At 64.5% G+C, this 23,950-nt stretch carries 20 protein-coding genes; 13 read left to right on the top strand and 7 right to left on the bottom strand.

The genetic code is table 11. The annotated features are described in order from the left end of the window. Positions 1 to 6: 6 nt before the first annotated feature. The 4 genes from WFP78_RS06955 to lepB all read right to left on the bottom strand — a co-directional run bounded on the left by WFP78_RS06955 (position 7) and on the right by lepB (position 2,835). Positions 7 to 330 (bottom strand): hypothetical protein, encoded by a 324-nt coding sequence (locus WFP78_RS06955; RefSeq protein WP_336960115.1) that lies wholly within the window; start codon positions 328 to 330, stop codon positions 7 to 9. Positions 331 to 470: 140 nt separating this feature from the next. Beyond that, positions 471 to 1,364, bottom strand: a complete 894-nt coding sequence (era, locus tag WFP78_RS06950) for a GTPase Era (protein ID WP_336960113.1) — start codon at positions 1,362 to 1,364, stop codon at positions 471 to 473. Then, entirely contained in the window at positions 1,361 to 2,014 is a 654-nt protein-coding gene (gene rnc, locus WFP78_RS06945) for a ribonuclease III (RefSeq protein WP_336960111.1), read from the bottom strand. Before rnc ends, era begins: the two co-directional genes overlap by 4 nt. After that, positions 2,011 to 2,835, bottom strand: a complete 825-nt coding sequence (gene lepB / locus WFP78_RS06940; RefSeq protein WP_336960109.1) for a signal peptidase I — start codon at positions 2,833 to 2,835, stop codon at positions 2,011 to 2,013. Before lepB ends, rnc begins: the two co-directional genes overlap by 4 nt. 163 nt (positions 2,836 to 2,998) lie before the next feature. Here lepB and pgi point away from each other — a divergent pair, with 163 nt between their 5' ends. The 3 genes from pgi (at position 2,999) to WFP78_RS06925 (ending at position 7,955) form a co-directional block, all read left to right on the top strand. Continuing rightward, positions 2,999 to 4,501: a glucose-6-phosphate isomerase gene (gene pgi, locus WFP78_RS06935; protein ID WP_419722928.1), complete on the top strand. Its 1,503-nt coding sequence runs from the start codon at positions 2,999 to 3,001 to the stop codon at positions 4,499 to 4,501. A gap of 104 nt (positions 4,502 to 4,605) precedes the next feature. Next, complete coding sequence (gene gorA, locus WFP78_RS06930) at positions 4,606 to 5,952, top strand: glutathione-disulfide reductase (protein ID WP_336960107.1); 1,347 nt, start codon at positions 4,606 to 4,608, stop codon at positions 5,950 to 5,952. Between the two features lie 146 nt (positions 5,953 to 6,098). Then, a complete protein-coding gene (locus WFP78_RS06925; protein WP_419722937.1) occupies positions 6,099 to 7,955 on the top strand; it encodes a CocE/NonD family hydrolase in 1,857 nt (618 codons plus the stop codon). A gap of 67 nt (positions 7,956 to 8,022) precedes the next feature. Here WFP78_RS06925 and WFP78_RS06920 read toward each other — a convergent pair whose 3' ends face one another. After that, entirely contained in the window at positions 8,023 to 9,519 is a 1,497-nt protein-coding gene (locus tag WFP78_RS06920) for a M48 family metalloprotease (RefSeq protein WP_336960103.1), read from the bottom strand. 119 nt (positions 9,520 to 9,638) lie between these two features. After that, positions 9,639 to 11,054 (bottom strand): helix-turn-helix domain-containing protein, encoded by a 1,416-nt coding sequence (locus WFP78_RS06915; protein ID WP_336960101.1) that lies wholly within the window; start codon positions 11,052 to 11,054, stop codon positions 9,639 to 9,641. Positions 11,055 to 11,168: 114 nt separating this feature from the next. Between WFP78_RS06915 and WFP78_RS06910 the strand changes: the two genes are divergently transcribed. The 10 genes from WFP78_RS06910 to alr all read left to right on the top strand — a co-directional run bounded on the left by WFP78_RS06910 (position 11,169) and on the right by alr (position 23,374). Then, a complete protein-coding gene (locus WFP78_RS06910) occupies positions 11,169 to 12,701 on the top strand; it encodes an acyl-CoA carboxylase subunit beta (RefSeq protein WP_336960099.1) in 1,533 nt (510 codons plus the stop codon). Between the two features lie 44 nt (positions 12,702 to 12,745). Beyond that, on the top strand, positions 12,746 to 13,945 hold the full coding sequence (gene bktB, locus WFP78_RS06905; RefSeq protein ID WP_419722927.1) for a beta-ketothiolase BktB: 1,200 nt from the start codon (positions 12,746 to 12,748) through the stop codon (positions 13,943 to 13,945). Between the two features lie 3 nt (positions 13,946 to 13,948). Then, the gene (gene mce, locus WFP78_RS06900) at positions 13,949 to 14,389 is read left to right on the top strand and encodes a methylmalonyl-CoA epimerase (protein WP_336960097.1); all 441 of its coding nucleotides are present in this window, start codon (positions 13,949 to 13,951) and stop codon (positions 14,387 to 14,389) included. 1 nt (position 14,390) lies between these two features. Continuing rightward, a complete protein-coding gene (scpA, locus tag WFP78_RS06895; protein ID WP_336960095.1) occupies positions 14,391 to 16,544 on the top strand; it encodes a methylmalonyl-CoA mutase in 2,154 nt (717 codons plus the stop codon). Then, positions 16,541 to 17,554, top strand: coding sequence for a biotin synthase BioB (bioB, locus tag WFP78_RS06890; protein ID WP_336960093.1), 1,014 nt, complete (start codon positions 16,541 to 16,543; stop codon positions 17,552 to 17,554). Before scpA ends, bioB begins: the two co-directional genes overlap by 4 nt. A 3-nt stretch (positions 17,555 to 17,557) precedes the next feature. After that, positions 17,558 to 18,109, top strand: coding sequence for a hypothetical protein (locus tag WFP78_RS06885; RefSeq protein WP_336960091.1), 552 nt, complete (start codon positions 17,558 to 17,560; stop codon positions 18,107 to 18,109). A 3-nt stretch (positions 18,110 to 18,112) separates the two neighbouring features. Beyond that, positions 18,113 to 20,107: an acetyl/propionyl/methylcrotonyl-CoA carboxylase subunit alpha gene (locus WFP78_RS06880; RefSeq protein WP_336960089.1), complete on the top strand. Its 1,995-nt coding sequence runs from the start codon at positions 18,113 to 18,115 to the stop codon at positions 20,105 to 20,107. Between the two features lie 115 nt (positions 20,108 to 20,222). Beyond that, positions 20,223 to 20,594, top strand: coding sequence for a tRNA-binding protein (locus WFP78_RS06875; protein ID WP_336960087.1), 372 nt, complete (start codon positions 20,223 to 20,225; stop codon positions 20,592 to 20,594). A gap of 94 nt (positions 20,595 to 20,688) precedes the next feature. Next, entirely contained in the window at positions 20,689 to 22,302 is a 1,614-nt protein-coding gene (locus WFP78_RS06870; RefSeq protein WP_336960085.1) for an MFS transporter, read from the top strand. A 19-nt stretch (positions 22,303 to 22,321) separates the two neighbouring features. Continuing rightward, complete coding sequence (gene alr, locus WFP78_RS06865) at positions 22,322 to 23,374, top strand: alanine racemase (RefSeq protein ID WP_336960083.1); 1,053 nt, start codon at positions 22,322 to 22,324, stop codon at positions 23,372 to 23,374. Positions 23,375 to 23,398: 24 nt separating this feature from the next. Here the strand turns inward: alr and trxC are convergent, their stop codons facing one another. Further along, a complete protein-coding gene (trxC, locus tag WFP78_RS06860) occupies positions 23,399 to 23,869 on the bottom strand; it encodes a thioredoxin TrxC (RefSeq protein WP_336960081.1) in 471 nt (156 codons plus the stop codon). Positions 23,870 to 23,950 lie beyond the last annotated feature (81 nt).

The raw sequence follows: 23,950 nt of genomic DNA, 5'->3' as shown, positions 1-23,950 counted from the left end.
TCCAGCTCAGAAACGCGTGCTGACCGATAGGCCCCGGATGCCGGGGGCGTTGGCCATTGTCGCGATATTATGGAAATCGACGGCGCCCGTCATGCGGATTTGATCGGGCAGAGTGCGCACGTCAGCGGCTCGTTCTGCGCGATGGAATGCGGTGGCGACGATTTCGCCGTTGCGGCCGTCATCCTGGGATGGTGTCGCCTGCTTCCCGGCGGCCGCGTCCGTTGGCGCAAATAGCGGGAATGGCGGAGCGGCTGCCATGGCCGGCATCGCTGCGGCGGAGGAAAAAGTCTGGAGGAGCCGGGGCGTGCCCGGCAGGAACATCATGGCCATTGGGTTCCCTTTGACTGTCTTGTTTCCCTCCTGCTCCCGATCTCGCCCCGTCATCGGGCCATGATCGAAGCGTAGCGTCTTAGCGGGCCCGCGACAATTGCGCCAAATTGCTGAAACGACGAGGCGTTTTACAGCTGCGGTCAGTCTACCCAGTCGAGCCCGATGTCGCGATAAAGACCGCGATCGTCCTCCCAGTCCTCCTTCACCTTGACGTGCAGGTAGAGGTGGACCCGGCGCCCCAACAGCTCGCCAAGTTCCGCCCGCGCGCGGGAACCGATTTCTTTCAGGCGCTGGCCGCCCTTGCCCAATATGATGGCGCGCTGGGTCGGGCGGGCGATCAGGATCTGCTGGTGGATTTCCACGGACCCGTCTTCACGTTCGGAATATTTCTCGGTCTCCACCGCGCTGGCATAGGGCAGTTCGGCGTGCAGCTGATGATAGAGCTGTTCGCGCGTGATCTCGGCGGCCAGCATCCGGTCGGTGGCGTCGGAGACCTGATCTTCGGGGAAATGCCACGGCCCTTCCGGCATGGCGTCGGCCAGCGCGGCCTTGAGTTCGGCCAGGCCATCGCCGGTCGCCGCGCTCACGAACCAGATATGCTCGAACGCGGCCATGGCGTTCAGCTTCTCGGCATGGACCAGCAGCTTCTCCTTGATGGAGATATCCACCTTGTTGATGATGAGCCACTTGCGTTCGGTGCGCCCCGCAAGCCCTTCCACGATGCCCTCGACCTTGGGGCCAAGGCCGCCCTTGCCGTCGATCACCAGCGCGATCAGGTCCGCGCCCTGGGCGCCGCCCCATGCCGCCTGCACCATCGCCCGGTCGAGCCGCCGCTTGGGCTGGAAGATGCCGGGCGTGTCGACCAGCAGCAGTTGCGCCTCCCCCTCGATCGCGACACCCATCAGGCGCGTGCGCGTGGTCTGCGCCTTCGGGCTGGTGATCGCCACCTTCTGGCCGACCAGCGCGTTGACGAGGGTGGATTTGCCCGCATTGGGCGCGCCGACAATGGCGACAAGGCCGCAGCGGGTGGTCATTTCAATTGCTCCAGAAGCGCCTTTGCGGCGGCAGTTTCGGCTTCCTGCTTCGATCCGCCCTCGGCGGAGGCTTCGCCCACGCCCTTGATCGCAACGGTGACAGTGAAGCGCAGATTATGGTGGGGGCCGGTGCGGCCGGTCATGACATATTCGGGCGGGCGCTTGCGGTTGGCGGCGGCCCATTCCTGCAGTGCGGACTTGGGGTGGCGCGGCGCGGCGGCCTGGGTATCGACCCGGCCGGCCCAGAGCTTGCGGATCAGCGCGCGCGCGTCGTCCAGCCCGGACTCCAGATAGAGCGCGCCGATCAGCGCCTCCATCACGTCGCCCAGCACATTGTCGCTGTCCGACGCGCCATCGTCGCGCGCCTGCTTGCCCAGGATCAGATGCTCGGGCACGCCCACATCGCGCGCGATCTCGGCGCAGGTGCCGCCCGACACCAGCATGTTGAACCGGCGGGAGAGGGCGCCTTCGGGCTCGCCAGGGAAATGCGCGAACAGCCATTCGGCCATGACCAGGCCCAGAATGCGGTCGCCCAGAAATTCCAGCCGTTCGTAATTATGGGCGTTGGCGCTGCCATGGGTCAGAGCCTGCCGGTACAGTTCAGTGCGCGCGGGCGCCTTTCCGATCAGGTCCGTCAGCCACGCGATCAAAAACCTTCTCCGATCCTGTCCCAGCGGGCCGCGGTGAACCAGGTCCAGGGCAGCAGCCAGTTGGCGCTGCCGTCCGTCGAAAAGACCGAGATCAGCGCCTTGCCGACCAGGTTCTCCTGCGGGACAAGGCCGATGCCGCCGCCTTCTTCCGCGGCAAAGCGGCTGTCGGCGCTGCGATCGCGATTGTCGCCCATCAGGAACAGCTTGCCTTCCGGCACCATGATGGTGTCGCGGTTGTCGGCCGGGCCGTTCTGCTCCAGGTCGAATACATTATAGCTTTTGCCGTTGGGCAGCGTCTCGCGATATTGCGGATAGCGGCACTGGCGCTTGCCGTCCTTCGTGCGCTCTTCGAATTCGGGGCGATAGCAGGGGAAGGGGCTGCCGTCCTGCGTCGCCTTGTCGATCATGTTCTGGGACACGGGCAGGACAAGGTCGGCGATCTTCTGCTTGGGAATGGCCTGGCCGTTCAGGATCACCTGGCCGTTCTGCACGGAAATCAGGTCGCCGGGCAGGCCGATGACGCGCTTGATATAATCGTCGCGCTGGTGCGGCGGCGCCTTGAACACCACGACATCGCCCCGCTGCGGCGTGGAGGCGAAGATGCGGCCAGGGATCAGCGGCACGCTGAACGGCAGCGAATAGCGCGAATAGCCATAGGGCCATTTGGCCACCAGCAGATAGTCGCCGATCAGCAGCCGGGGCTGCATCGATTCCGATGGAATATTGAACGGGGAGACGATCAGGCTGCGCAACAGCAGCACGAAGATGGCGAGCTTGGCGAGAAACCAGATGAAATCCCGCGTTTCAGATGTTTTGCTCATTCGCGATCCATGCATATCCGTCCGTTCAGCGCGGCTTTGATGCTTCCTGCGGCTCAGGTCAAGCAAAGCCATGGAAGCGGCCTGTATTGCGGCGGGACATTCGCTAGGATGGCGCAGGGAATCGGGTGCAGCCGATGCCGATGATCGAACCGCCGGAAGGACCATGATGTCGACTGAAGCCTGGAACATGATTGCTGCCCTGCCCGTCCCGGAGCTGAAGACGATCTTCGAGCGCGATCCCGATCGTTTGACCAGGTTCAGCCTGTCCGTGGGGCCGGTGCGGTTCGACTGGGCGAAGACCCATCTGACCGACGGGCTGGTCGACGCCTTTGTGGCACTGGCGGAAGGCAGCGATTTCGCGGCGAAGCGCGACGCCCTGTTTGCCGGCGCGAAGGTGAACGTCACCGAGGGGCGCGCTGTCGAGCACACCGCCGAACGGGGCGAGGGCAATGCCGAGAGCGTGGCGCTGGCCCGCAATTTCCATGCCCGCATGCGCGCGCTGATCGACGCGATCGAGGCGGAAGCGCTGGGGCCGATCCGTCATATCCTGCATATCGGCATCGGCGGATCGGCGCTGGGGCCGGACCTGATCGTGGAGGCGCTGGGGCGCGACGCCGGGCGTTATGATGTCGCAATCGTCTCCAATGTGGATGGAACGGCGCTGGAAACGGCGATGGACCGGTTCGATCCGCATGCGACCATCCTCGCCATCGCCTCCAAGACCTTCACCACCACCGAAACCATGCTGAACGCGGCGAGCGCGATCAACTGGATGGTCGAGGCCGGTGTCGAAGACCCCTATGGCAAGGTGGTGGCGCTGACCGCCGCGCCGGACAGGGCGATGGAATGGGGTGTCGATGAAACCCGCGTCCTGCCTTTCTCCGAAAGCGTGGGCGGGCGTTATTCGCTCTGGTCGTCCATCGGTTTTCCCGCCGCGCTCGCGCTGGGCTGGGATGCGTTCGAAAGCCTGCTGGAGGGCGCCGCGTCGATGGACCGGCATTTCCGCCTGGCCCCGCCGCGTGAAAATGCGCCGATGCTCGCGGCCTTTGCCGATCTTTATTATGCCCGCACGCTCAAATGCGAAACCCGCGCCGTCTTTGCCTATGACGAGCGGCTGAAGCTGCTGCCTTCCTATCTCCAGCAGCTGGAGATGGAGAGCAACGGCAAGGGCGTGACCGTGGACGGCAAGCCCGTGGATGGCCCGACCGCGCCGATCACCTGGGGCGGGGTGGGGACGGACGCGCAGCATGCGGTGTTCCAGCTGCTGCATCAGGGCACGCATCTGGTGCCGGTGGAATTCATCGCCTCGCGCGAGCCCGGCCACAGCCTGGACCCCGCCCATCACCGAGCGCTGCTGGTCAACTGTTTCGCGCAGGGGGCGGCGCTGATGCGGGGCAAGGACAATGCCGCCGATCCCGCCCGCGCCTATCCCGGCAACCGCCCGTCGGCCACGATCCTGCTGGACGATGTGACGCCGCATGCCCTTGGCGCGCTGATCGCCTTTTACGAGCATCGCGTATTCGTTTCCGGCGTGCTGATGAACATCAACAGCTATGACCAGTTCGGCGTCGAGCTGGGCAAGGAGATCGCCAGGTCGATCGAGACCGAGGGGCCAAAGGGTTTCGATCCCTCGACCATGGCGCTGATCGACCTCGCGCTGGGCTGATCGCGCCCACGACAGGGTAAAGCGATCAGCCAGAACGTGAAAACCCATTTGTCTAACATGCCGCGCGTCGCCATATCCGCACGCAACAGCGGAAAGGCGTGTGCATGAGCGACTATGAGTATGACCTGTTCGTCATCGGTGCGGGATCGGGCGGCGTGCGTGCCGCGCGGATATCCGCCGCGCATGGGGCGAAGGTTGCGATTGCAGAGGAATTCCGCGTCGGCGGCACCTGCGTCATCCGCGGCTGCGTGCCCAAGAAGCTGCTCGTCTATGGCGCGCATTTCGCCGAGGACCTAAAGGACGCCCGCCGCTTCGGCTGGAACGTGCCCGATTGCGATTTCGACTGGACGACCCTGCGCGACAATGTGCTGAGCGAGGTCGACCGGCTGAACGGCGCCTATACCAACACGCTCGACAGCCATCATGTGGAAGTGTTCCACGAGCGGGCCACCGTGTCCGGCCCGCATGAGGTGACGCTGGCGAGCGGCCGCACGATCAGCGCGCGCTATATCCTCATCGCGACCGGTGCCTGGCCGATGATCCCGCCGATCGAGGGCGCCGAACATGGCATCACCTCGAACGAGGTCTTCCATATCGAGAAGGCACCCAAGCGTGTCGTGATCGCGGGCGGCGGTTATATCGCCAATGAATTTGCCGGCATCTTCCACCAGTTCGGCGCGCATGTGACGCTGGTCAACCGCTCCGACACGATCCTGCGCAGCTATGACGCGCAGATCCGCGACCGGCTGCTGCAGATCAGCATGGCGAAGGGCATCAATTTCCGTTTCAACGCGCAGATGGAGCGGATCGAGAAGAATGAGGACGGCACGCTGTGCATCCGCATCAAGGGCGGCGATCCCATCCCCTGCGACCTGCTGCTGTTCGCCACCGGACGCAAGCCCAATAGCGATGGTCTGGGCCTTGAAGCTTTGGGCGTCGAAATCGACGATCAGGGCGCGATCAAGGTGGACGAATATAACCGCTCCAATGTCGAGAGCATCTATGCGGTGGGCGATGTCACCAACCGGGTGCAGCTGACGCCGGTGGCGATCCGCGAGGGTCATGCCTTTGCCGATACCGTGTTCGGCAACAAGCCGCGCACGGTGGACTATGGTTGCATCCCATCGGCGGTGTTCAGCCATCCGCCGATCGCCGCCGTCGGCATGACGGAGAGCGAGGCGCGGCACAAGCTCGGCACCGTGAAGGTCTATACGTCCGACTTCCGGGCGATGAAGGATGTGCTGGCCGGGCGCAACGAGCGCGCGCTCTACAAGATGGTCGTGGACGCGACGACGGACAAGGTCGTCGGCCTGCACATGATCGGCCCGGATGCGCCGGAAATCCTGCAGGCGGCGGCCGTCGCCGTGAAGGCGGGCCTGAGCAAGCAGGATTTCGACGATACCGTCGCCCTGCACCCCAGCATGGCCGAGGAACTGGTGCTGCTGAAATAGGGGGCCGCAACGCGCCTGCAAAAAAATCTGCGATCGGTATCTTTCGTCCGGGCGCAACACTGTTATGCCTGCGGCCATCCACCAACAGGGAGGCCGCAGGCAAGGCCATGAACATCAAGACAATCCAGTTCCTCGTCGCCACCAGCATGCTGGCCGGCATCGTCTCGCCTGCCGCCGTGATGGCGCAGACCGATCCGATGACGCCGGACATGGTGAAGGTCTACGACCCAGCGCGCGCGCAGGCCGATTATATCCGGCGCGAGGTGATGATCCCGATGCGCGACGGCGTAAAGCTGTTCACCGTGATCGTGATGCGCAAGGGTACGAAGAACGGCCCGATCCTGCTGAGCCGGACCCCCTATGATGCGGGCAAGGCGACCAGCCGCAACCGCAGCCAGAAGATCGAGGAAATCCTGCCGATCTCCGACGCGGAGTTCGTGAACGACGGTTATATTCGCGTCTATCAGGACGTGCGCGGGCTCGACGGGTCGGAAGGCGACTATGTGATGACCCGGCCGCTGCGCGGTCCGCTCAACAAGACCAATGTCGACCATTCGACCGATGCCTATGACACCATCGAATGGCTGGTGAAGAATGTGCCGGAAAGCAACGGGAAGGTCGGCATCACCGGATCGTCCTATCTGGGCTTCACGTCGCTGATGGCACTGATCGATCCGCACCCCGCGCTGAAGGCCGCCGTGCCGCAGAGCCCGATGGTCGATGGCTGGATGGGCGACGACTGGTTCCACAACGGCGCGTTCCGCCAGCCCAATTTCGCCTATATCCTGGGCCAGACCGCCAAGAAGGGCGGCGGCGCCGTCCCCTATGGCACGGGCGACGAATATGACGTGTTCCTGAGCGCCGGGTCGGCAGGCGACTTCGCCCGGCTCTATGGCCTCGATCAGTTTCCCTTCGCGAAGAAGCTGATGGAGCACCCCGCCTATGACAGCTACTGGCAGGCGCAGGCCGTCGACAAGCTGCTGGGCGCGCGCAAGCTGACGGTGCCGACGATGCTGGTCGTGGGGCAGTGGGACCAGGAAGACAGCTATGGCTCCCCGGCCGTCTACAAGGCGCTGGAGCCGCAGGACAAGCGCAACGACATGGTGACGCTCGTCATCGGCCCGTGGCGGCACAGCGGCGTCAACTATGACGGGTCGAAGCTGGGCGACCTGGATTTCGCCGGCGATACCGGCCTGCAGTTCCGCCGCGACTATATGAAGCCGTTCCTCGACAAATATCTCAAGGACAGCCCCGCGCCGTTCAAGACGCCCGGCGCGCTCACCTATGCGACCGGCGTCAACCAGTGGGAAGTGACGCCCAAATGGCCGGCCGGCCAGGCAAAGCCGTTGTATCTCAATGGCAAATTCGGCCTGTCGTGGAGCAAGCCGGGCGATGCGGGCAAGGACAGCTATGTCTCGGACCCGACCAAGCCCGTGCCCTATCTGCCGCGCCCGGTGCTGCCCAACAAGGATGACGCCTGGCGGACATGGCTGGTCAAGGACCAGCGCTTTGTCGACGGGCGCACGGACGTCATCAGCTATACGACGCCGGTGCTCGACAAGGCCGTCCATATCGCCGGCGCGCCGATGGTGGACCTGTTCGCGGCGACCAGCGGCACCGACAGCGACTGGGTAGTGAAACTGATCGACGTCTATCCCGAGCAGCTGTCGTCGCAGCCCAAGATGGCCGGTTATGAACTGGGCCTTGGCATAGAGATCTTCCGGGGCCGCTATGTCCATGGCTTCTCGACCCCGGCGGCGCTGGTGCCGGGCAAGGTGGAGAATTACAAGTTCGGCCTGCCCAATGTGAACCATGTGTTCCTGCCGGGGCACAAGATCATGGTGCAGATCCAGTCGAGCCTGTTCCCGCTCTACGACCGCAACCCGCAGACCTTCGTGCCCAGCATCTTCGACGCGAAGCCGGGCGACTATAAGCCCGCGACCCAGAGCATTTCCTGGGGCGGCGGCGAGGCAAGCGCCGTCTGGCTGCCGATCGTCGAATGAAATGAACAGGGAAGGGGCGGTGCGCGGACATGCCGCCGCCCCTTTTTTCCGATCCCGATCGACCCGATCAATAGGTGACGATCTTCACCCTCTGCCCCGGCGTCAACTTCTGGTTTGCGCTCAGCCCGTTCAGCACCTGAAACCGCTGCAGCCGATAATCGGTAAAGGCCATGCGCCCGGCAAGCGACGCTTGGGTATCGCCCGCCTTCACCGTCACCACCCGCACGAAGCGCGGTTTGACCGCCGCCGCCTGTGCCGCCGTGATCCTGCGGAAGGACTGGACCATGGAGGAAAAGGCGCCAAGGCCGCTGCCGGCGGGCGTGAGCGTGACGAAGTGGAATGCCTTTCCGGCCGCCGGCGTATAGGCGAAGACGGTCACGTCCAGCTGGCCCGATCCGCTATTGGCCCGCACCTGCGTATAGGCCGCGGACATGCCGTTGACCGTCGTCCTACTGACAGTGAAGGACGGCGCCGTGCCGCCGCTGCCGGAGATGCCGCGCAGCACGCCGCCGATATACTCCTCCATATTGCCGTTGAACGCGGCGGTCGAAAACTGGGCCTGGCCGCCGGTCCCCTGGATGGAGACGGCATCCGCCCCGTTCTGCATCGTAAAGCCCTGGGGGATGGTGAAGGCGATCCGTTCCGGCGGGTAGAGGAATTCGCGTCCGTCGATGAAGCCCTGCCTGGGGTCTTCGCCATACATCATGCCGTCGATGGCCGTCAGGAAGCCGTCCCGGTTGCGGATGCCGTTGCGGATACCGGTGGCCGTTGCCTGCTGCGCGGCGCGCTGCACGCGGGCGCCGGGGTCCGGGTGGGTGCTGGCCCATGCCGGCACCGTCTTTGCGTCACCGGCGATCTGCTGGTCGAGCGTTGTCTGGGCGGCAAGGCTGCGGAGCATGGTGGAAAGCGCCATCGGGTCATAGCCCGCCCGCGCCAGATAGCGCACGCCAAGGTCGTCCGCCTCCGTCTCCTGCCCGCGCGAATAGCCGAGCGTCAGCAATTGCGTGCCGGTGCCGATGCCCCGGTTCAACAGCCCGCCGATCTGGGAATCGCCCGCGACCGCGCCGACCAGCACCTGGCCCAGCACGCCGAGGATGGAGTTGCGCGTCGCCGTGTTCTGGCGCTTGGCGCTGTGGCGGGCGGCGACATGGGCGACCTCATGCCCCAGCACGGCGGCCAGCTCCGCCTCGTCGTTCATCAGCGCCATCAACTGCCGGGTGACATAGACATAGCCGCCGGGGATGGCGAAGGCGTTGTTGATCGCACTGTTGAGCAGGGTCACGTCGAACGCGCCGGGCGAGGAGGCAAGGCCGGATTGCACCGCGATCTTCTGCCCCACCTTCGTTGCATAGGGCGCCTGGCTGCCATTATAGGGGCCGCCGAATTCGGAGAGGATGCCCGGATGCGCCTCGCTGCCCTGCTGCCGTTCCCTGGCGGTGATCGGCGACGCGGTGCCGGCGGCAAGGGCCGCGCGCTCCCGTTGCGATGCCGACTGCGCCTGTGCCGCCGGCCCCGTCGGCGCCAGCATCGCGGCGCCGGCCATCAGCATCGTCTTGCGGATCATTCCCTGTTCTCCCTTATCTTCGTCGCAACTGTCTTTGTCGCACCAAAGCGCATGTCGAGGCTATCCGTTCCCGCAGCGAAACGGCATTGGCGGTTCGTCCAGTGGTTCGTCCATCGGCATCAGTCGATCCAGTAGGGGACGGCCTGGCGATGATCGGGATCGACCCGGATCACGCGGTCGGCGGGCGGAAAGGCACGCTGGTCGCAGGTCTGGCGCGGGCACAGGCGGCAGGTGACGCCGATCGGCGTCGCGGCGGCCTCGTCATGCAGTTGCAGGCCGTCGGCATAGATGAAATTGCCGGCATGCTCGATCTCGCAGCCCAGCGCCACGGCATAGCGGCGCGGGGAACGGGCATAGGTGCCCGATGGCTTCACCAGCCCCTTGGCCATGGAGACATAGCGCACGCCGTCCGGGGTTTCGCCCAGCTGCACCAGGATGCGATCCGGGATGGCGACGGCCTCATGCACGATCCACAGCGGGCAGCCGCCGCCGAAACGGGCGAATTGCAGGCGGGTGGCGCTGTGGCGCTTGGTGATGTTGCCCGCCATGTCGACCCGGCAGAAGAAAAAGGGGATGCCGCGCAGGCCGGGGCGCTGCAGGGTCGAGAGGCGATGGCAGGCCTGTTCGAAGCTGACGCCGAAGCGCCGGGCCAGCCGGTCGATATCGTGCCGCAGCTCCCGCGCCGCCTCACGGTAGCGGGCATAGGGCATCAGCAGCGCACCGGCGGCATAGTTTGCAAGGCCGACGGCGAGCAGGCGGTCGGCACCCGGCATCGGAAAGGCCGCCTGTGCGACCGTCTGCGCGATCAGGCCGGCGCCCTCCGTCATCATCAGCTGATGCGCCATCATGAAGGTGCGGCTTTCCGCCGGCAGCGCGCCATTGATCGACAGCCGCCGCGACCCGCCGTCATAGGTGCGCAGGGATGTGTCCCGCGCTTCCTGTACGATCACCTCTATGCCGTGGCGCTCCTTCAGCGTCGCGATCAGCATGGTTTCGGTCAGCTTGCCCGCCGGCGCCATGCCGGCCGACAGGTCTTCCGCCAGGCAGTCGATCGCATGGACATAATTGCCCGCATCATGGAACCAGTCGCGCACTGCTTCCCACGGCATGCGCGCCTGTGTCGCCATGTCGCTGACAATCGCTTCCTCCATCATGTTCAGCCGCTCGGTGGAGCGGGCATAGGCACGGTGGAGATCGACATAGCGGGCGGCGAATTCGGGATATTGCAGGTGCAGCTTCTCGATCCGCTCGGCTTCCAGCGGGGCGCTTGCGACTTCGGGATGGGCGAGCGCGAAGGTGAAGGCGCCCAGCAGCTGTTCCTCCTCCCGCGCATCGAATGAGGCCCAGTCGAGCGGGAAGGATTCAGCGAGCGCCGCCTTCACCTTTGCGGTCAGCGGCCGGTCGTCATTCTCCAGCTGACTGAGATAGGAGACCGAAATGCCCAGTGTCCGGGCCATGGCGGCCTGATCCATGCGCAGATCGAGACGGAGTTGCCGGAGCTTCTGCCCGGCGAAGATGCGGGTGCCGCGTGCCATGGCTTCGCTGTAATTTGCAAAGTTTGAATTTGCAAATCCGCAAGTTCACATTTGCGCTTCTTTGCAAAATGCGGAAATGGACGCTGAATCGCCTCAAGCCGGAGAGAATGCCGCATGTCGAAGCTCGCCATCATCGAACAGCTGGAAGCCAAGCGCGAGGCGGCGCGCCTGGGCGGCGGCGAAAAGCGGATCGCCGCGCAGCATGGCAAGGGCAAGCTGACCGCGCGCGAGCGGATCGAGGTGCTGCTGGACGAGCACAGTTTCGAAGAACTCGACATGTATGTCGAACATAACTGCGTCGATTTCGGCATGCAGGACAATATCATCCCCGGCGATGGCGTCGTGACCGGATCGGGCACCATCAACGGCCGTCTCGTCTTCGTGTTCAGCCAGGATTTCACCGTGTTCGGCGGCGCGCTTTCGGAGCGGCACGCGACCAAGATCTGCAAGATCATGGACATGGCGTTGAAGGTCGGTGCGCCCGTCATCGGCCTGAACGACAGCGGCGGCGCGCGCATCCAGGAAGGCGTGGCCTCGCTGGCCGGTTATGCCGAAGTGTTCCAGCGCAACGTGCTGGCGTCGGGCGTCGTGCCGCAGATCAGCGTCATCATGGGGCCATGCGCAGGTGGCGCGGTCTATTCGCCCGCGATGACGGACTTCATCTTCATGGTGAAGGACAGCAGCTATATGTTCGTCACCGGCCCCGACGTGGTGAAGACAGTCACGAACGAAGTCGTCACCCAGGAGGAACTGGGCGGGGCGGTCACGCATACGACGAAGTCGGGCGTTGCCGACGTGGCGTTCGAAAACGATCTCGAAGCGCTGCTGTCCGTCCGCGATTTCGTCGATTTCCTGCCGGCCTCGAACAAGGAGGCGGTGCCCGAGCGGCCGACGGCGGACCCGTGGGACCGGATCGAGGACAGCCTGGACACGCTGATCCCGGCCAATGCCAACCAGCCATACGACATGCACGAGCTGATCCGGAAGGTCGTGGACGAAGGCGATTTCTTCGAGGTGCAGCCGGCCCATGCGGGCAACATCATCTGCGGCTTCGGCCGGATCGAGGGGCGCACCGTCGGCTTCGTCGCGAACCAGCCCTTCGTGCTTGCCGGCGTGCTCGACATCAACTCCTCGAAGAAGGCGGCGCGGTTCGTGCGCTTCTGCGATGCGTTCGAAATCCCGATCGTGACCTTTGTCGACGTACCCGGCTTCCTGCCCGGCACCGCGCAGGAGCATAATGGCATCATCAAGCATGGCGCCAAGCTGCTCTACGCCTATGCCGAGGCGACCGTGCCGAAGATCACCGTCATCACCCGCAAGGCCTATGGCGGCGCCTATGACGTGATGAGTTCCAAGCATCTGCGCGGCGACCTCAACTATGCCTGGCCGACCGCCGAGATCGCGGTGATGGGCGCGAAGGGCGCGGTGGAGATCATCTTCCGCGGCAAGACGCCCGAGGAAATCGCCGAGCGCACGGCCGAATATGAGGCGCGCTTCGCCAATCCCTTCGTCGCTGCCTCGAAGGGCTTCATCGACGAGGTGATCCAGCCGCATTCCACCCGTCGCCGCATCGCCCTGGGCCTGCGCAAGCTGCGCAACAAGGCCCTGGAGAACCCCTGGAAGAAGCACGACAATATCCCGCTTTGACGGGCATGTGACGGTCGGCTCCCTATAGAAAGCGCAATATCATAATGACACAGGTGCAGGATGTTTTCATCGTCGGGGCCGTGCGCACGGCGATCGGTGATTTCGGTGGCGCGCTCAAGGACGTGCCGCCTTCGGAACTCGGCCGGACGGTCGCGGTCGAGGCGATCGGCCGCGCTGGCCTGACCCCCGCCGACATCCAGCATGTCATCATCGGGCAGGTGATCCAGAGCGAGCCCAAGGATGCCTATCTGGCGCGTGTCATCGGCATCAATGCCGGCGTGCCGGTGGAGGCGCCCGCGCTGACGCTCAACCGCCTGTGTGGATCGGGGGTGCAGGCGATCATCTCGGCGACGCAGACGCTGGCGCTGGGCGAGGCGGATGTCGCGCTGGCCGGCGGCGCCGAGAGCATGAGCAGCTCGCCCCATGTGGTGAAGGCCGCGCGCTGGGGCAGCAAGATGGGCAATGTCACCATGCTGGACGCCATGCTGGAAACGCTGGCCGACCCGTTCGACGGTTCCCACATGGGCGTGACCGGCGAGAATGTCGCCGAGCGCTATCAGATCACCCGCGAGGCGCAGGATGCGCTGGCGGTGCAGGGGCACAAGCGCGCCGCCGCCGCGATTGCGGAAGGGCGCTTCAAGGACCAGATCGTCCCGGTCGAGATCAAGACCCGCAAGGGCACCGTCTCCTTCGACACGGACGAGCATGTCCGCGCCGATGCCAGCATGGAGGACATGGCCAAGCTTCGCCCGGCGTTCAAGAAGGATGGCGGCACCGTCACCGCCGGCAACGCCTCGGGGCTCAATGACGGCGCGGCCGCCGTGGTGCTCGCGACGCGCAAGGCGATTGACGAAAAGGGGCTGAAGCCGCTGGCGCGCATCCTCGGCTGGGGCCATGCGGGCGTGGAACCCAATGTCATGGGCGTCGGCCCGATCAAGGCGGTGCCGATCGCGCTCGCGCGGGCCGGGATCGCGCTTGCCGATGTCGACGTGATCGAGGCGAACGAGGCCTTCGCCGCGCAGGCCTGCGCCGTCGCGAACACGCTGGGCTTCGACAATGACAAGCTCAACCCCAATGGCAGCGGCATCGCGCTGGGCCATCCCGTGGGTGCGACCGGGGCGATCCTGACGGTCAAGACCATCTATGAGCTGAAGCGCATCGGCGGCCGATATGGTCTGATCACGATGTGCATCGGCGGCGGCCAGGGCATTGCCATGGTCATCGAGAATGTGACGGAGGCATAGGCCATGAAGCTGGGGCGTCTCAATCATGTGGGCATCGCGACACCGTCGCTCGAAGCCTCCATCGCTTATTATCGCGACGTCATGGGCGCGACGAAAATCCATGAACCCTTCGACCTGCCGGCGCAGGGTGTGAAGGTGTGTTTCGTGGACACGCCGGGCGAGAATGGGACCGCCGGCACCCAGATCGAACTGATCGAGCCACTGGGTGAAGCCTCGCCCATCCATGGCTTCATCGCCAAGAACCCGGCCGGCGGCCAGCATCATATGTGCTATGAAGTGCCGGACATCCACCAGGCGAAAGCGTGGTTCGAGGGGCTGGGCAAGAAGGTGCTGGGCGAGCCGCGCATCGGTGCCCATGGCACGTTGATCTTCTTCGTGCATCCCAAGGACATGAACGGGATACTCACCGAAATCATGGAAACGCCGAAAGAGGGCGCGCACTGATATGACCGAGAAGCCGACGCTGGATCAATGGACCGCCGCCGCCGCCAAGGAAGTGAAGGGCAAGGACCTTACCTGGCGCACGCCGGAGGGCATCGACGTCAAGCCGCTCTACACGGCGGACGACGTGACGGCCGACCCCGGCATTCCCGGCTTCGCGCCGTTCACGCGCGGCGTGCGCGCCAGCATGTATGCCGGCCGCCCCTGGACCATCCGCCAATATGCGGGCTTCTCCACCGCCGAGGAATCCAACGCTTTCTACCGCCGCAACCTGGCCGCCGGGCAAAAGGGGCTTTCGGTCGCCTTCGATCTGGCCACCCATCGCGGCTATGACAGCGATCATCCCCGCGTGGTGGGCGATGTCGGCAAGGCCGGCGTCGCGATCGACAGTGTCGAGGACATGAAGATCCTGTTCGACGGCATTCCGCTCGACCAGATGTCCGTCTCCATGACGATGAACGGCGCGGTGATCCCGATCCTCGCCTTCTTCATCGTCGCGGGCGAGGAGCAGGGCGTCGACCGCAAGCTGCTGGACGGGACCATCCAGAACGACATCCTCAAGGAGTTCATGGTCCGCAACACCTATATCTACCCGCCCGAGCCGAGCATGCGGATCATCTCCGACATCTTCGGCTACACCTCGCGCGAGATGCCGAAGTTCAACTCCATCTCGATCTCCGGCTATCATATGCAGGAAGCCGGCGCGACGCAGGTGCAGGAACTGGCCTTCACCATTGCCGACGGCGCCGAATATGTGCGCTATGGTGTGGCATCGGGCCTGGATATCGACAAGTTCGCAGGGCGGCTGAGTTTCTTCTTCGCCATCGGCATGAACTTCTTCATGGAGATCGCCAAGCTGCGTGCCGCGCGCGTGCTCTGGCATCGGGTGATGACGAACCTTGGCGCGCAGGACGAGCGCAGCAAGATGCTGCGCACCCACTGCCAGACCAGCGGTGTCTCGCTCACCGAGCAGGACCCGTACAACAACGTCATGCGCACCACGATCGAGGCGATGGCGGCGATGCTGGGCGGCACCCAGTCGCTGCACACCAATGCGCTGGACGAGGCGATCGCGCTGCCCACCGATTTCTCCGCCCGCATCGCCCGCAACACCCAGATCGTCATCCAGGAGGAAACCGGGATGACCAAGGTGGTCGATCCGCTGGGCGGCAGCTATTATGTCGAGGCGCTGACGCAGGAACTGGTCGACAAGGCGTGGGAGATCATCGAGCGCGTGGAAGCCGAAGGCGGCATGGCGAAGGCCGTGGCGGCGGGCTGGCCCAAGTCGATGATCGAGGAAGCCGCCGCTGCCCGTCAGGCCCGCGTCGATCGCGGCGAGGACGTGATCGTCGGCGTCAACAAATATCGCCTCGCGAACGAAGACCTGCTGGAAACGTTGGAGGTCGACAACGCCAGGGTCCGCGAAGGCCAGATCACGCGCATCAACCAGATGAAGGCCACGCGCGACGCGGCCAGGTGCGAAGCGGCGCTGCAGGCGCTGCGTGACGGCGCGGCTCAGCCTTCCAGCATCGAGAATAATCTCCTCGCCCTCGCCGTCGAGGCGGCCCGCGCCCGCGCGACCCTGGGCGAGATCTCTTCCGCCATGGAGGAGAGCTTCGATCGCTACGGTACGACGCCAACGCCCGTGAAAGGCGTTTATGGGGCACCCTATAAGGGGGACAGCCGCTGGCAACAGGTCCTTGACGGTGTGCAGGCCGTCGAGCGGCGCCTCGGTCGCAAACCCAAACTGCTTGTCGCCAAGATGGGCCAGGACGGGCATGACCGGGGCGCCAACGTCATCGCTTCCGCATTCGGGGACATGGGCTTCGACGTGGTGTCGGGCCCGCTGTTCCAGACGCCGGAGGAAACCGTGGTGCTGGCGCTGGACAGCGGCGTCGATGTCGTCGGCGCGTCCAGCCTTGCGGCGGGGCACAAGACGCTGATCCCGGAATTGATCCGGCAGCTCAAGGCGCAGGGCCGTAGCGACATCAAGGTGATCGCCGGCGGGGTCATCCCGCCGCAGGATTATGATTATCTGCGCGACGCGGGCGTTCAGGGCATTTATGGACCGGGCTCCAATGTCGTGGAATGCGCCGCCGACGTGCTGCGCCTCCTCGGCCACAACATGCCCCCCGCCGGGCTGGAGGAAGCCGCTTGACCCAGAATACCCCCCAAATCTCGGGGCGCACCGACTGGACGCGCGCAGAAATCGCCGCGCTGTTCGACCTGCCGTTCAACGACCTGATGTTCGAGGCGCAGTCGATCCACCGCGCGAACTTCCCGCGCAACGAAGTGCAGCTTTCCACGCTGCTCTCCATCAAGACCGGTGGGTGCCCGGAGGATTGCGGCTATTGCAGCCAGTCGACCGAAGCGGAAAGCGGCCTGAAAGCCACCAAGCTGATGGATGTGCAGGCCGTGCTTCAGGCCGCCGCACAGGCGAAGGACCATGGTTCGGGCCGTTTCTGCATGGGCGCCGCCTGGCGCAGCCCCAAGGAACGCGACATGCCCGCCATCATCGAGATGGTGCAGGGCGTGCGCCAGATGGGCATGGAAACCTGCATGACCTTGGGCATGCTGAGTGCCTCCCAGGCGAAGCAACTCGCCGATGCGGGGCTCGATTATTACAACCACAATATCGACACCTCGCCGGAAAATTACGCCAACGTCATCACCACCCGGACCTTCGAGGACCGGATCGAGACGCTGGAGAATGTCCGTTCGGCCGGCATCAACGTGTGCTGTGGCGGCATTGTCGGCATGGGCGAGACGCGCGAGGACCGCATCGGCTTCCTGCATGCGCTGGGCACGATGCCGCATCCCGAGAGCGTGCCGATCAACGCGCTGGTGCCGGTGAAGGGCACGGTGCTGGGCGACATGCTGGCCGACACGCCGCTCGCGAAGATCGATGAGATCGAGTTCGTCCGCACGGTGGCGGTCGCGCGCATCGTGATGCCGCACAGCATGGTGCGCCTGTCCGCCGGGCGTGAGAGCATGAGCGAGGCTTGTCAGGCGCTGTGCTTCATGGCGGGCGCCAACAGCATCTTCACCGGCGATAAGCTGCTGACGACGGCCAATGCCGGCGACAATGCCGATGCGGCACTGTTCGCCAAGCTGGGTGTCACGGCGATGCAGGCGCAGCCGCATGGGCATCTGGAGGCGGCTGAATAGCCTATGTCCTTCGATTGTCTGAAATCTGACAAACGTCGGCCCAGCATCCTTTCAGATTGGGAAAGCTGGCTTCGAGAGGCGGATAAAATCTATTGCCGCTATCTCAATGAGATCGAAGAATCACCCTTTGACTTTAATGAAGTCTCTGCAGTTGGATTTCTATCGGCAGCGGCTGCGCGAATTGGGTTTCTCACTCTCAATGAGTATGAAATTATTAAGCGCGATCAAAGGGACAAGCGTCGCAAGCGGCCGGGACGGGCCGACCTCTGGCTGAATGGCGAAGAGCGATCCTACTCATTTGAATTCAAGCGCGCGAAATATGAAGCAACAGCAAGCAATCTTGAAGCGGCATTGAGAGCTGCTCGCCGCGATATCGACGTTATTGACAAAGATGAGTCTCATCACGCTGCTGGTGTTGTGCTGGCCTATGTTCGCGATGAACACCGCGTAGAAACATACCGTCACTTTGCGAGGCATAGGGATGTCCATGCTGCTTATAGAATAGGCCCAGAGGGCTCGACGGGTGGGTATATTTTCTTTTCGATCAAAGGCTAATCCATGATAACCAAAATCCTGATCGCGAACCGTGGCGAAATCGCGTGCCGCGTTATCCGCACGGCGCGGAAGATGGGCATCAAGACGGTGGCGGTCTATTCCGATGCCGATGCGCGTGCCCCCCATGTGCTGCTGGCGGACGAGGCCGTGCATCTGGGTCCGCCGCCCGCCGCCCAGTCCTATCTGCTGGCCGACAAGATCATCGAGGCATGCAAGGCGACCGGCGCGGATGCCGTCCACCCGGGCTATGGCTTCCTCTCCGAGCGTGAGAGCTTCCGCAAGGCGCTGGACGAAGCCGGGATCATCTTCGTCGGCCCGCCTGCCAATGCCATCGCAGCGATGGGCGACAAGATCGAGTCCAAGAAGCTCGCCATGGAAGCGGGCGTCAATGTCGTCCCCGGCTATGTCGGCGTGATCGAGGATACCGAGCATGCGGTGAAGATCTCCAACGAGATCGGCTATCCGGTGATGATGAAGGCGTCTGCCGGCGGCGGCGGCAAGGGCATGCGCCTTGCATATTCCGAGCAGGATGTGCGCGAAGGCTTCGAGGCGACCAAGCGCGAGGGGCTCAACAGCTTCGGCGACGACCGCGTCTTCATCGAGAAGTTCATCGAGAGCCCGCGCCATATCGAAATCCAGATCCTGGGCGACCAGCACGGCAATATCCTTTACCTCAACGAGCGTGAATGCTCGATCCAGCGCCGCCACCAGAAGGTGGTCGAGGAAGCGCCTTCGCCTTTCGTCACGCCCAAGATGCGCAAGGCGATGGGCGAACAGTGCGTCGCGCTCGCCCGCGCGGTCGGCTATTTCAGTGCGGGCACGGTCGAGCTGATCGTCTCGGGCGCGGACAAGACCGGGGAGGGCTTTTACTTCTTGGAAATGAACACCCGCCTGCAGGTGGAGCATCCCGTCACCGAAGAGATCACCGGCCTCGACCTGGTCGAGCAGATGATCCGCGTCGCCAATGGCGAGAAGCTGGCTTTCACGCAGGACGATGTGAAGATCAACGGCTGGTCGATCGAGAACCGCGTCTATGCCGAAGACCCCTATCGCGGCTTCCTGCCGTCGACCGGCCGCCTGTCGCGCTACAATCCGCCCGAGGCTGTCGATGGCGTGCGTGTCGATGACGGCGTGCAGGAAGGCGGCGAGGTCAGCATGTTCTACGACCCGATGATCGCCAAGCTCATCACCTGGGCGCCGACCCGGCTGGAAGCGATCGACAAGCAGATCGCCGCGCTGGATCGCTTCGAAATCGACGGCCCCGGCCATAATATCGATTTCGTCTCGGCCCTGATGCAGCATGAGCGCTTCCGTTCCGGCAACATCACCACCGGCTTCATCGCGGAGGAATATCCCGATGGCTTCACCGGTGCGCCGGCATCGCCCGAACTGCTGAAGAAGCTGGCCGCCATCGGGGCGTTCGCCGCCATGGCGCAGGCCGACCGTGCCCGTCGCATCGACGGCCAGCTGGGCAAGCGCCTGAAGCCGCCGACGGGCTGGCAGGTGAAGATCGGCAAGGGCGATGAAGCGGCGCTGCACGATGTCACCATCGCGCTTGACGAAGTGACCGTCGATGGCGAAGTGCTGGAGATGAGCCTGGAATATACGCCCGGCGATCGCCTGATCGAGGCGAGTTTCGGCGAGGAAGAGCTGGCGGTGAAGGTCGCGCCCGTGCGCGGCGGCTTCCGCCTGACCGCCCATGGCGCCAGCCACGACCTGCGCGTGCTGCCCGCCCATGTCGCGCCGCTCGCCACGCACATGATCGAGAAGATTCCGCCGGATCTGTCGCGCTTCCTCATCTGCCCGATGCCCGGCCTGCTGGTCGCGTTGAACGTGCAGGCAGGCGACAAGGTGGAGGCCGGCCAGCCGCTCGCCGTGATCGAGGCGATGAAGATGGAAAACATCCTGCGCGCGCAGAAGGCGGGCACGGTGAAGTCCGTCTCCGCCAAGGCTGGCGAGAGCCTGCCGGTGGACGCGGTCATCCTGGAAATGGAATAGCCGGACCGGGGCAATCTGCTTTCCGTTCATCCGGAGGCTTGTCGAAGGACCGTTCTTTCTCCCAAAGGGAAGGGCGGTCCTCGACTGGCCGGCTCCGATGAACGAGACATAAGCGATGCACATCCATCACGATCCGTCGGCGGAAGCCGGCCCGGAGATCGGTTTCGACGATTTCCTGCGCGTCGACATCCGCGTCGGCACCATCATTTCGGCCGAGCCATTTCCCGAAGCGCGCAAGCCCGCCTACAAGCTGCTGATCGATTTCGGGCCGACCATCGGCCGGAAGAAGAGCAGCGCCCAGATCACCGAAAACCATGCGCTGGAGGGCCTGCCCGGCCGGCAGGTTGCCGCCGTCGTCAATTTTCCACGCCGGCAGATCGGCACGTTCATGTCCGAAGTGCTCACCCTTGGTTTTGCCGATGAGGCAGGCGCGGTGATGCTGTTCGCGCCCGACCGCCCGGTCCCCGACGGTTCCCGCCTCTTCTGACCCCAGCCTCTTCTGATTCCTCCCGGTTCGCGCCCTTGCCAGCGCCCCGCAACTGGGCGACACAGACGGGAGATATAAAAATGCGGGGATGGAGATGGTCACGACATCGGCGGCGGCTGAAGACTATGTGATGGATGTGAAACGTGACCGGCTGGTCATCGCGGCATCCTCGCTCGGCACTGTTTTCGAATGGTATGATTTCTTCATCTACGGCACGCTGGCGCCGATCATCGGCCGCACCTTCTTCCCCACCGACAACCCCAGCGTCGAGCTGCTCTATTCGCTTGCGGGCTTTGCCGTGGGCTTCGGCTTCCGGCCGCTGGGCGCGGTGCTGTTCGGTTTCCTGGGCGACAGGCTGGGCCGCAAATATACCTTCCTTGCGACGATCATCCTCATGGGCGTGGCGACCGCATTGGTCGGGCTGTTGCCCTCGGCGGCCACCATCGGCTGGATCGCGCCCGCCATCCTCATTCTGCTGCGGATCATGCAGGGGCTGGCGCTGGGCGGCGAATATGGCGGCGCGGCGATCTATGTCGCCGAACATGCGCCAGGGGAAAAGCGCGGTTTCTACACCAGCTTCATCCAGGCGGGCGTGATCGGCGGCTTCATCCTGTCGCTGCTGGTGGTGCTCGGCACGCAATGGGTGGTCGGGCAGGCCGTCTGGAATGACTGGGGATGGCGCCTGCCGTTCGTCTTCTCGCTGCTGCTGCTGGCGATATCGCTCTGGATGCGGCTGAAGCTCAAGGAAAGCCCGGTCTTCCTTGCGATGAAACAGGCGGGGAGGCAGGCGAAGAACCCGCTGAAGGAAAGCTTCACCTATCCCGGCAACAAGAAGCGCATCTTCGTCGCCCTGTTCGGTGTCGCGGCGGGGCTTACCGTTATTTCCTATACGCTGATGTTCCAGGCGATGTATTTCCTGCAGAACAGCCTGCGGGTCGACCCGACGCTGACACGCCTTCTGGTGGGCGCCGGGACGTTCTTCGGCCTGTTCTTCTTCATCTATTTCGGCTGGCTTTCCGACCGGGTGGGCCGCAAGAAGCCCATCGTGATCGGCTATGCCGCAACCCTGCTGCTGCTGTTCCCGATCTTTCACATGATGGGCAATGCGGCCAATCCCGGCATTGCCCGGCTCGCGCGCACGGCGCCCGTGGTGGTGAGCGGCCCGGATTGCAGCTATGATCCCTTTGCCAAGGTCCAGGCGACGCCCTGCGGACGGTTGCTCGATCATCTCTCCAAAAGAGGGGTGCATTATACCAAGGCGACGTCGGCGGTGACGCAGGTCAGCGTTGCCGGCGCGGTGCAGGCGGATGCGACGCCTGAGGCGCTGGACCGGGTACTGGCCGCAAAGGGCTATGATTTCGCGACGGTCAGGCCACCTGTCGGCAGCCTGGTCATCATCTTCCTGTGCATGCTGCTGCTCTCCGCATTGTCCGGCGCGACCTATGGCTCGGTCGCCGCCCTGCTTTCGGAACTGTTCCCCGCGCGCATCCGCTACAGCTCCATGTCGATCCCCTATCATATCGGCACGGGCTATTTCGGCGGATTCCTGCCGCTGGTGAGCCAGTATATCGTCGCCAGGACGGGCGATCCCTATTCGGGCCTGTGGTATACGATCGTCGTGGTGGCCTTTGCCCTGGCCGTCGCCCTGTGGGGCCTTCCGGAAACGCGCGGCCGCCCATTGACGGCCGGGGTCGACGGCGCGGGTTGAGGCCGCTATCGGAAGGACAATGCCCGACACCGCCGATATCGCCGCTCCGCTCCGCTTGCTCATCGACGGCCAGGCGCTCGCCGCGAACTGGCGGTGGCTGCGCGACCGGGGCGGCACGGCGGATTGCGGCGCGGCGATCAAGGCCAATGGCTATGGCCTTGGCGCGGCCGGGGTCATGCATTGCCTTGCTGAGGCGGGATGCCGGGACTTCTTCGTCGCGACCTGGGCCGAGGCACAGGCATTGCTGCCGCTCGCCGACGGGATTGCGCTGTCCGTCCTGCATGGCGTCCGCGAAGAGGATGTCGCCTTTGCCGCGGGTTCGGGCGTGCGCCCGGTGCTGTCTTCGGCCGAACAGGTCGCGCGATGGCAGCAGGCGGGCGGCGGCGCCTGCGACGTGATGGTCGATACCGGCATGAACCGGCTGGGCTTCGACTGGCAGGACGACCTGTCGCCCCGGATCGAGGGGCTGGACGTGCGCACCCTGCTCAGCCACCTGGCCTGTGCGGATGAGGATCACCCGCTCAATCGCCTGCAGCGCGATCGCTTTGCCGATCTCGCCGCGCGTCACCCGGAGCTGCGCGCCAGCCTGGCCAACAGCGCGGGCATCTGCCTTGGCCGCGACTATGGCTTCGGCCTGACCCGGCCCGGCATTGCGCTCTACGGCGGCATTCCGCGCGCGGAGGCGGAGGGGCATATCCGTCAGGTCGTGCAACCGCAGGTGCAGATCATCCAGCGCCGCCATATCCGTGCGGGGGAAGGCATCGGCTATAACGCCACCGTCACCGCGCCGCATGATCTGGAAGCGGCCATCCTGAACATCGGCTATGCCGATGGCTATCTGCGCGGCTTTTCGGGGCGCGGCGCGGCGGTGGTCGCGGGCAGGCGGCTGCCGGTGCTTGGCCGGGTTTCGATGGACCTGTTGATCGTGGATGTCAGCGCCCGCCCCGATCTGTGCGAAGGGGACTGGCTGGATCTCGCTTATGCGCTGCCGGAGGCTTCGGCCTTGTCCGGCCTTTCCCAATATGAGCTGCTGACGGGCCTTGGCGCACGCTATGAGCGGCGCTGGGTCTAGCTGTCCAGCCGGAGCGCTGGTCCGTTAGCGGGGCGTCGCCCCGAACAGTTGCCGTGCCCAGTCCACGATGGCTTTTTGGCTCATGGCGCCGGCATTGCGTGCGATCTCCTTGCCGTCCGCAAAGGCGATGATCGTTGGAATCGCGCTGATGGCATAGCGGCCCGCAATGGCTTCCTGCGCCTGCGTGTCGACCTTGAGCAGCCTGACATCCGGTTCCAGCGCGCCGGCGGCGGCGGCATAGGCGGGCGCCATGGCCCGGCAGGGGCCGCACCAGCTGGCCCAGAAATCGACCAGCACGGGCAAGGAGCCCTTTTCGACATGGCGCTGGAAGGCCGGCGCATCGACATCGGTCGGCCTGCCGTTGAACAGCGGCTTTCCGCATCGGCCGCAGCCGGGCGCCTGTGTCAGTCGTGTCGCCGGAACCCGATTGACGGCGGCGCACTGTGGACAGACCACCAGCGCGGGGGCGGGCGATGCAGGGTCTGTATGCGGCATTCCCATGGCAGCTTTACTCGCACGCTTTTATTGATTACACAACTTATGTAATCAAAGGTCAATGTTTGCCAATAGGTGCGG

Source organism: Sphingobium aquiterrae, assembly GCF_037154135.1.
Taxonomy (GTDB): domain Bacteria; phylum Pseudomonadota; class Alphaproteobacteria; order Sphingomonadales; family Sphingomonadaceae; genus Sphingobium; species Sphingobium aquiterrae.
This window is presented reverse-complemented; position numbering and strand designations above follow the sequence as displayed.

Coding starts and splice junctions, on each gene's coding strand:
- WFP78_RS06925 (WP_419722937.1), top strand. CDS start 6,099: ATGCTGGCCGGCATCGTCTCGCCTGCCGCCGTGATGGCGCAGACCGAT.
- scpA (WP_336960095.1), top strand. CDS start 14,391: ATGACCGAGAAGCCGACGCTGGATCAATGGACCGCCGCCGCCGCCAAG.
- WFP78_RS06870 (WP_336960085.1), top strand. CDS start 20,689: ATGGTCACGACATCGGCGGCGGCTGAAGACTATGTGATGGATGTGAAA.
- lepB (WP_336960109.1), bottom strand. CDS start 2,835: ATGAGCAAAACATCTGAAACGCGGGATTTCATCTGGTTTCTCGCCAAG.
- WFP78_RS06920 (WP_336960103.1), bottom strand. CDS start 9,519: ATGATCCGCAAGACGATGCTGATGGCCGGCGCCGCGATGCTGGCGCCG.
- alr (WP_336960083.1), top strand. CDS start 22,322: ATGCCCGACACCGCCGATATCGCCGCTCCGCTCCGCTTGCTCATCGAC.
- WFP78_RS06955 (WP_336960115.1), bottom strand. CDS start 330: ATGGCCATGATGTTCCTGCCGGGCACGCCCCGGCTCCTCCAGACTTTT.
- gorA (WP_336960107.1), top strand. CDS start 4,606: ATGAGCGACTATGAGTATGACCTGTTCGTCATCGGTGCGGGATCGGGC.
- pgi (WP_419722928.1), top strand. CDS start 2,999: ATGATGTCGACTGAAGCCTGGAACATGATTGCTGCCCTGCCCGTCCCG.
- trxC (WP_336960081.1), bottom strand. CDS start 23,869: ATGCCGCATACAGACCCTGCATCGCCCGCCCCCGCGCTGGTGGTCTGT.
- era (WP_336960113.1), bottom strand. CDS start 1,364: ATGACCACCCGCTGCGGCCTTGTCGCCATTGTCGGCGCGCCCAATGCG.
- WFP78_RS06910 (WP_336960099.1), top strand. CDS start 11,169: ATGTCGAAGCTCGCCATCATCGAACAGCTGGAAGCCAAGCGCGAGGCG.
- WFP78_RS06875 (WP_336960087.1), top strand. CDS start 20,223: ATGCACATCCATCACGATCCGTCGGCGGAAGCCGGCCCGGAGATCGGT.
- bktB (WP_419722927.1), top strand. CDS start 12,746: ATGACACAGGTGCAGGATGTTTTCATCGTCGGGGCCGTGCGCACGGCG.
- mce (WP_336960097.1), top strand. CDS start 13,949: ATGAAGCTGGGGCGTCTCAATCATGTGGGCATCGCGACACCGTCGCTC.
- WFP78_RS06915 (WP_336960101.1), bottom strand. CDS start 11,054: ATGGCACGCGGCACCCGCATCTTCGCCGGGCAGAAGCTCCGGCAACTC.
- WFP78_RS06880 (WP_336960089.1), top strand. CDS start 18,113: ATGATAACCAAAATCCTGATCGCGAACCGTGGCGAAATCGCGTGCCGC.
- WFP78_RS06885 (WP_336960091.1), top strand. CDS start 17,558: ATGTCCTTCGATTGTCTGAAATCTGACAAACGTCGGCCCAGCATCCTT.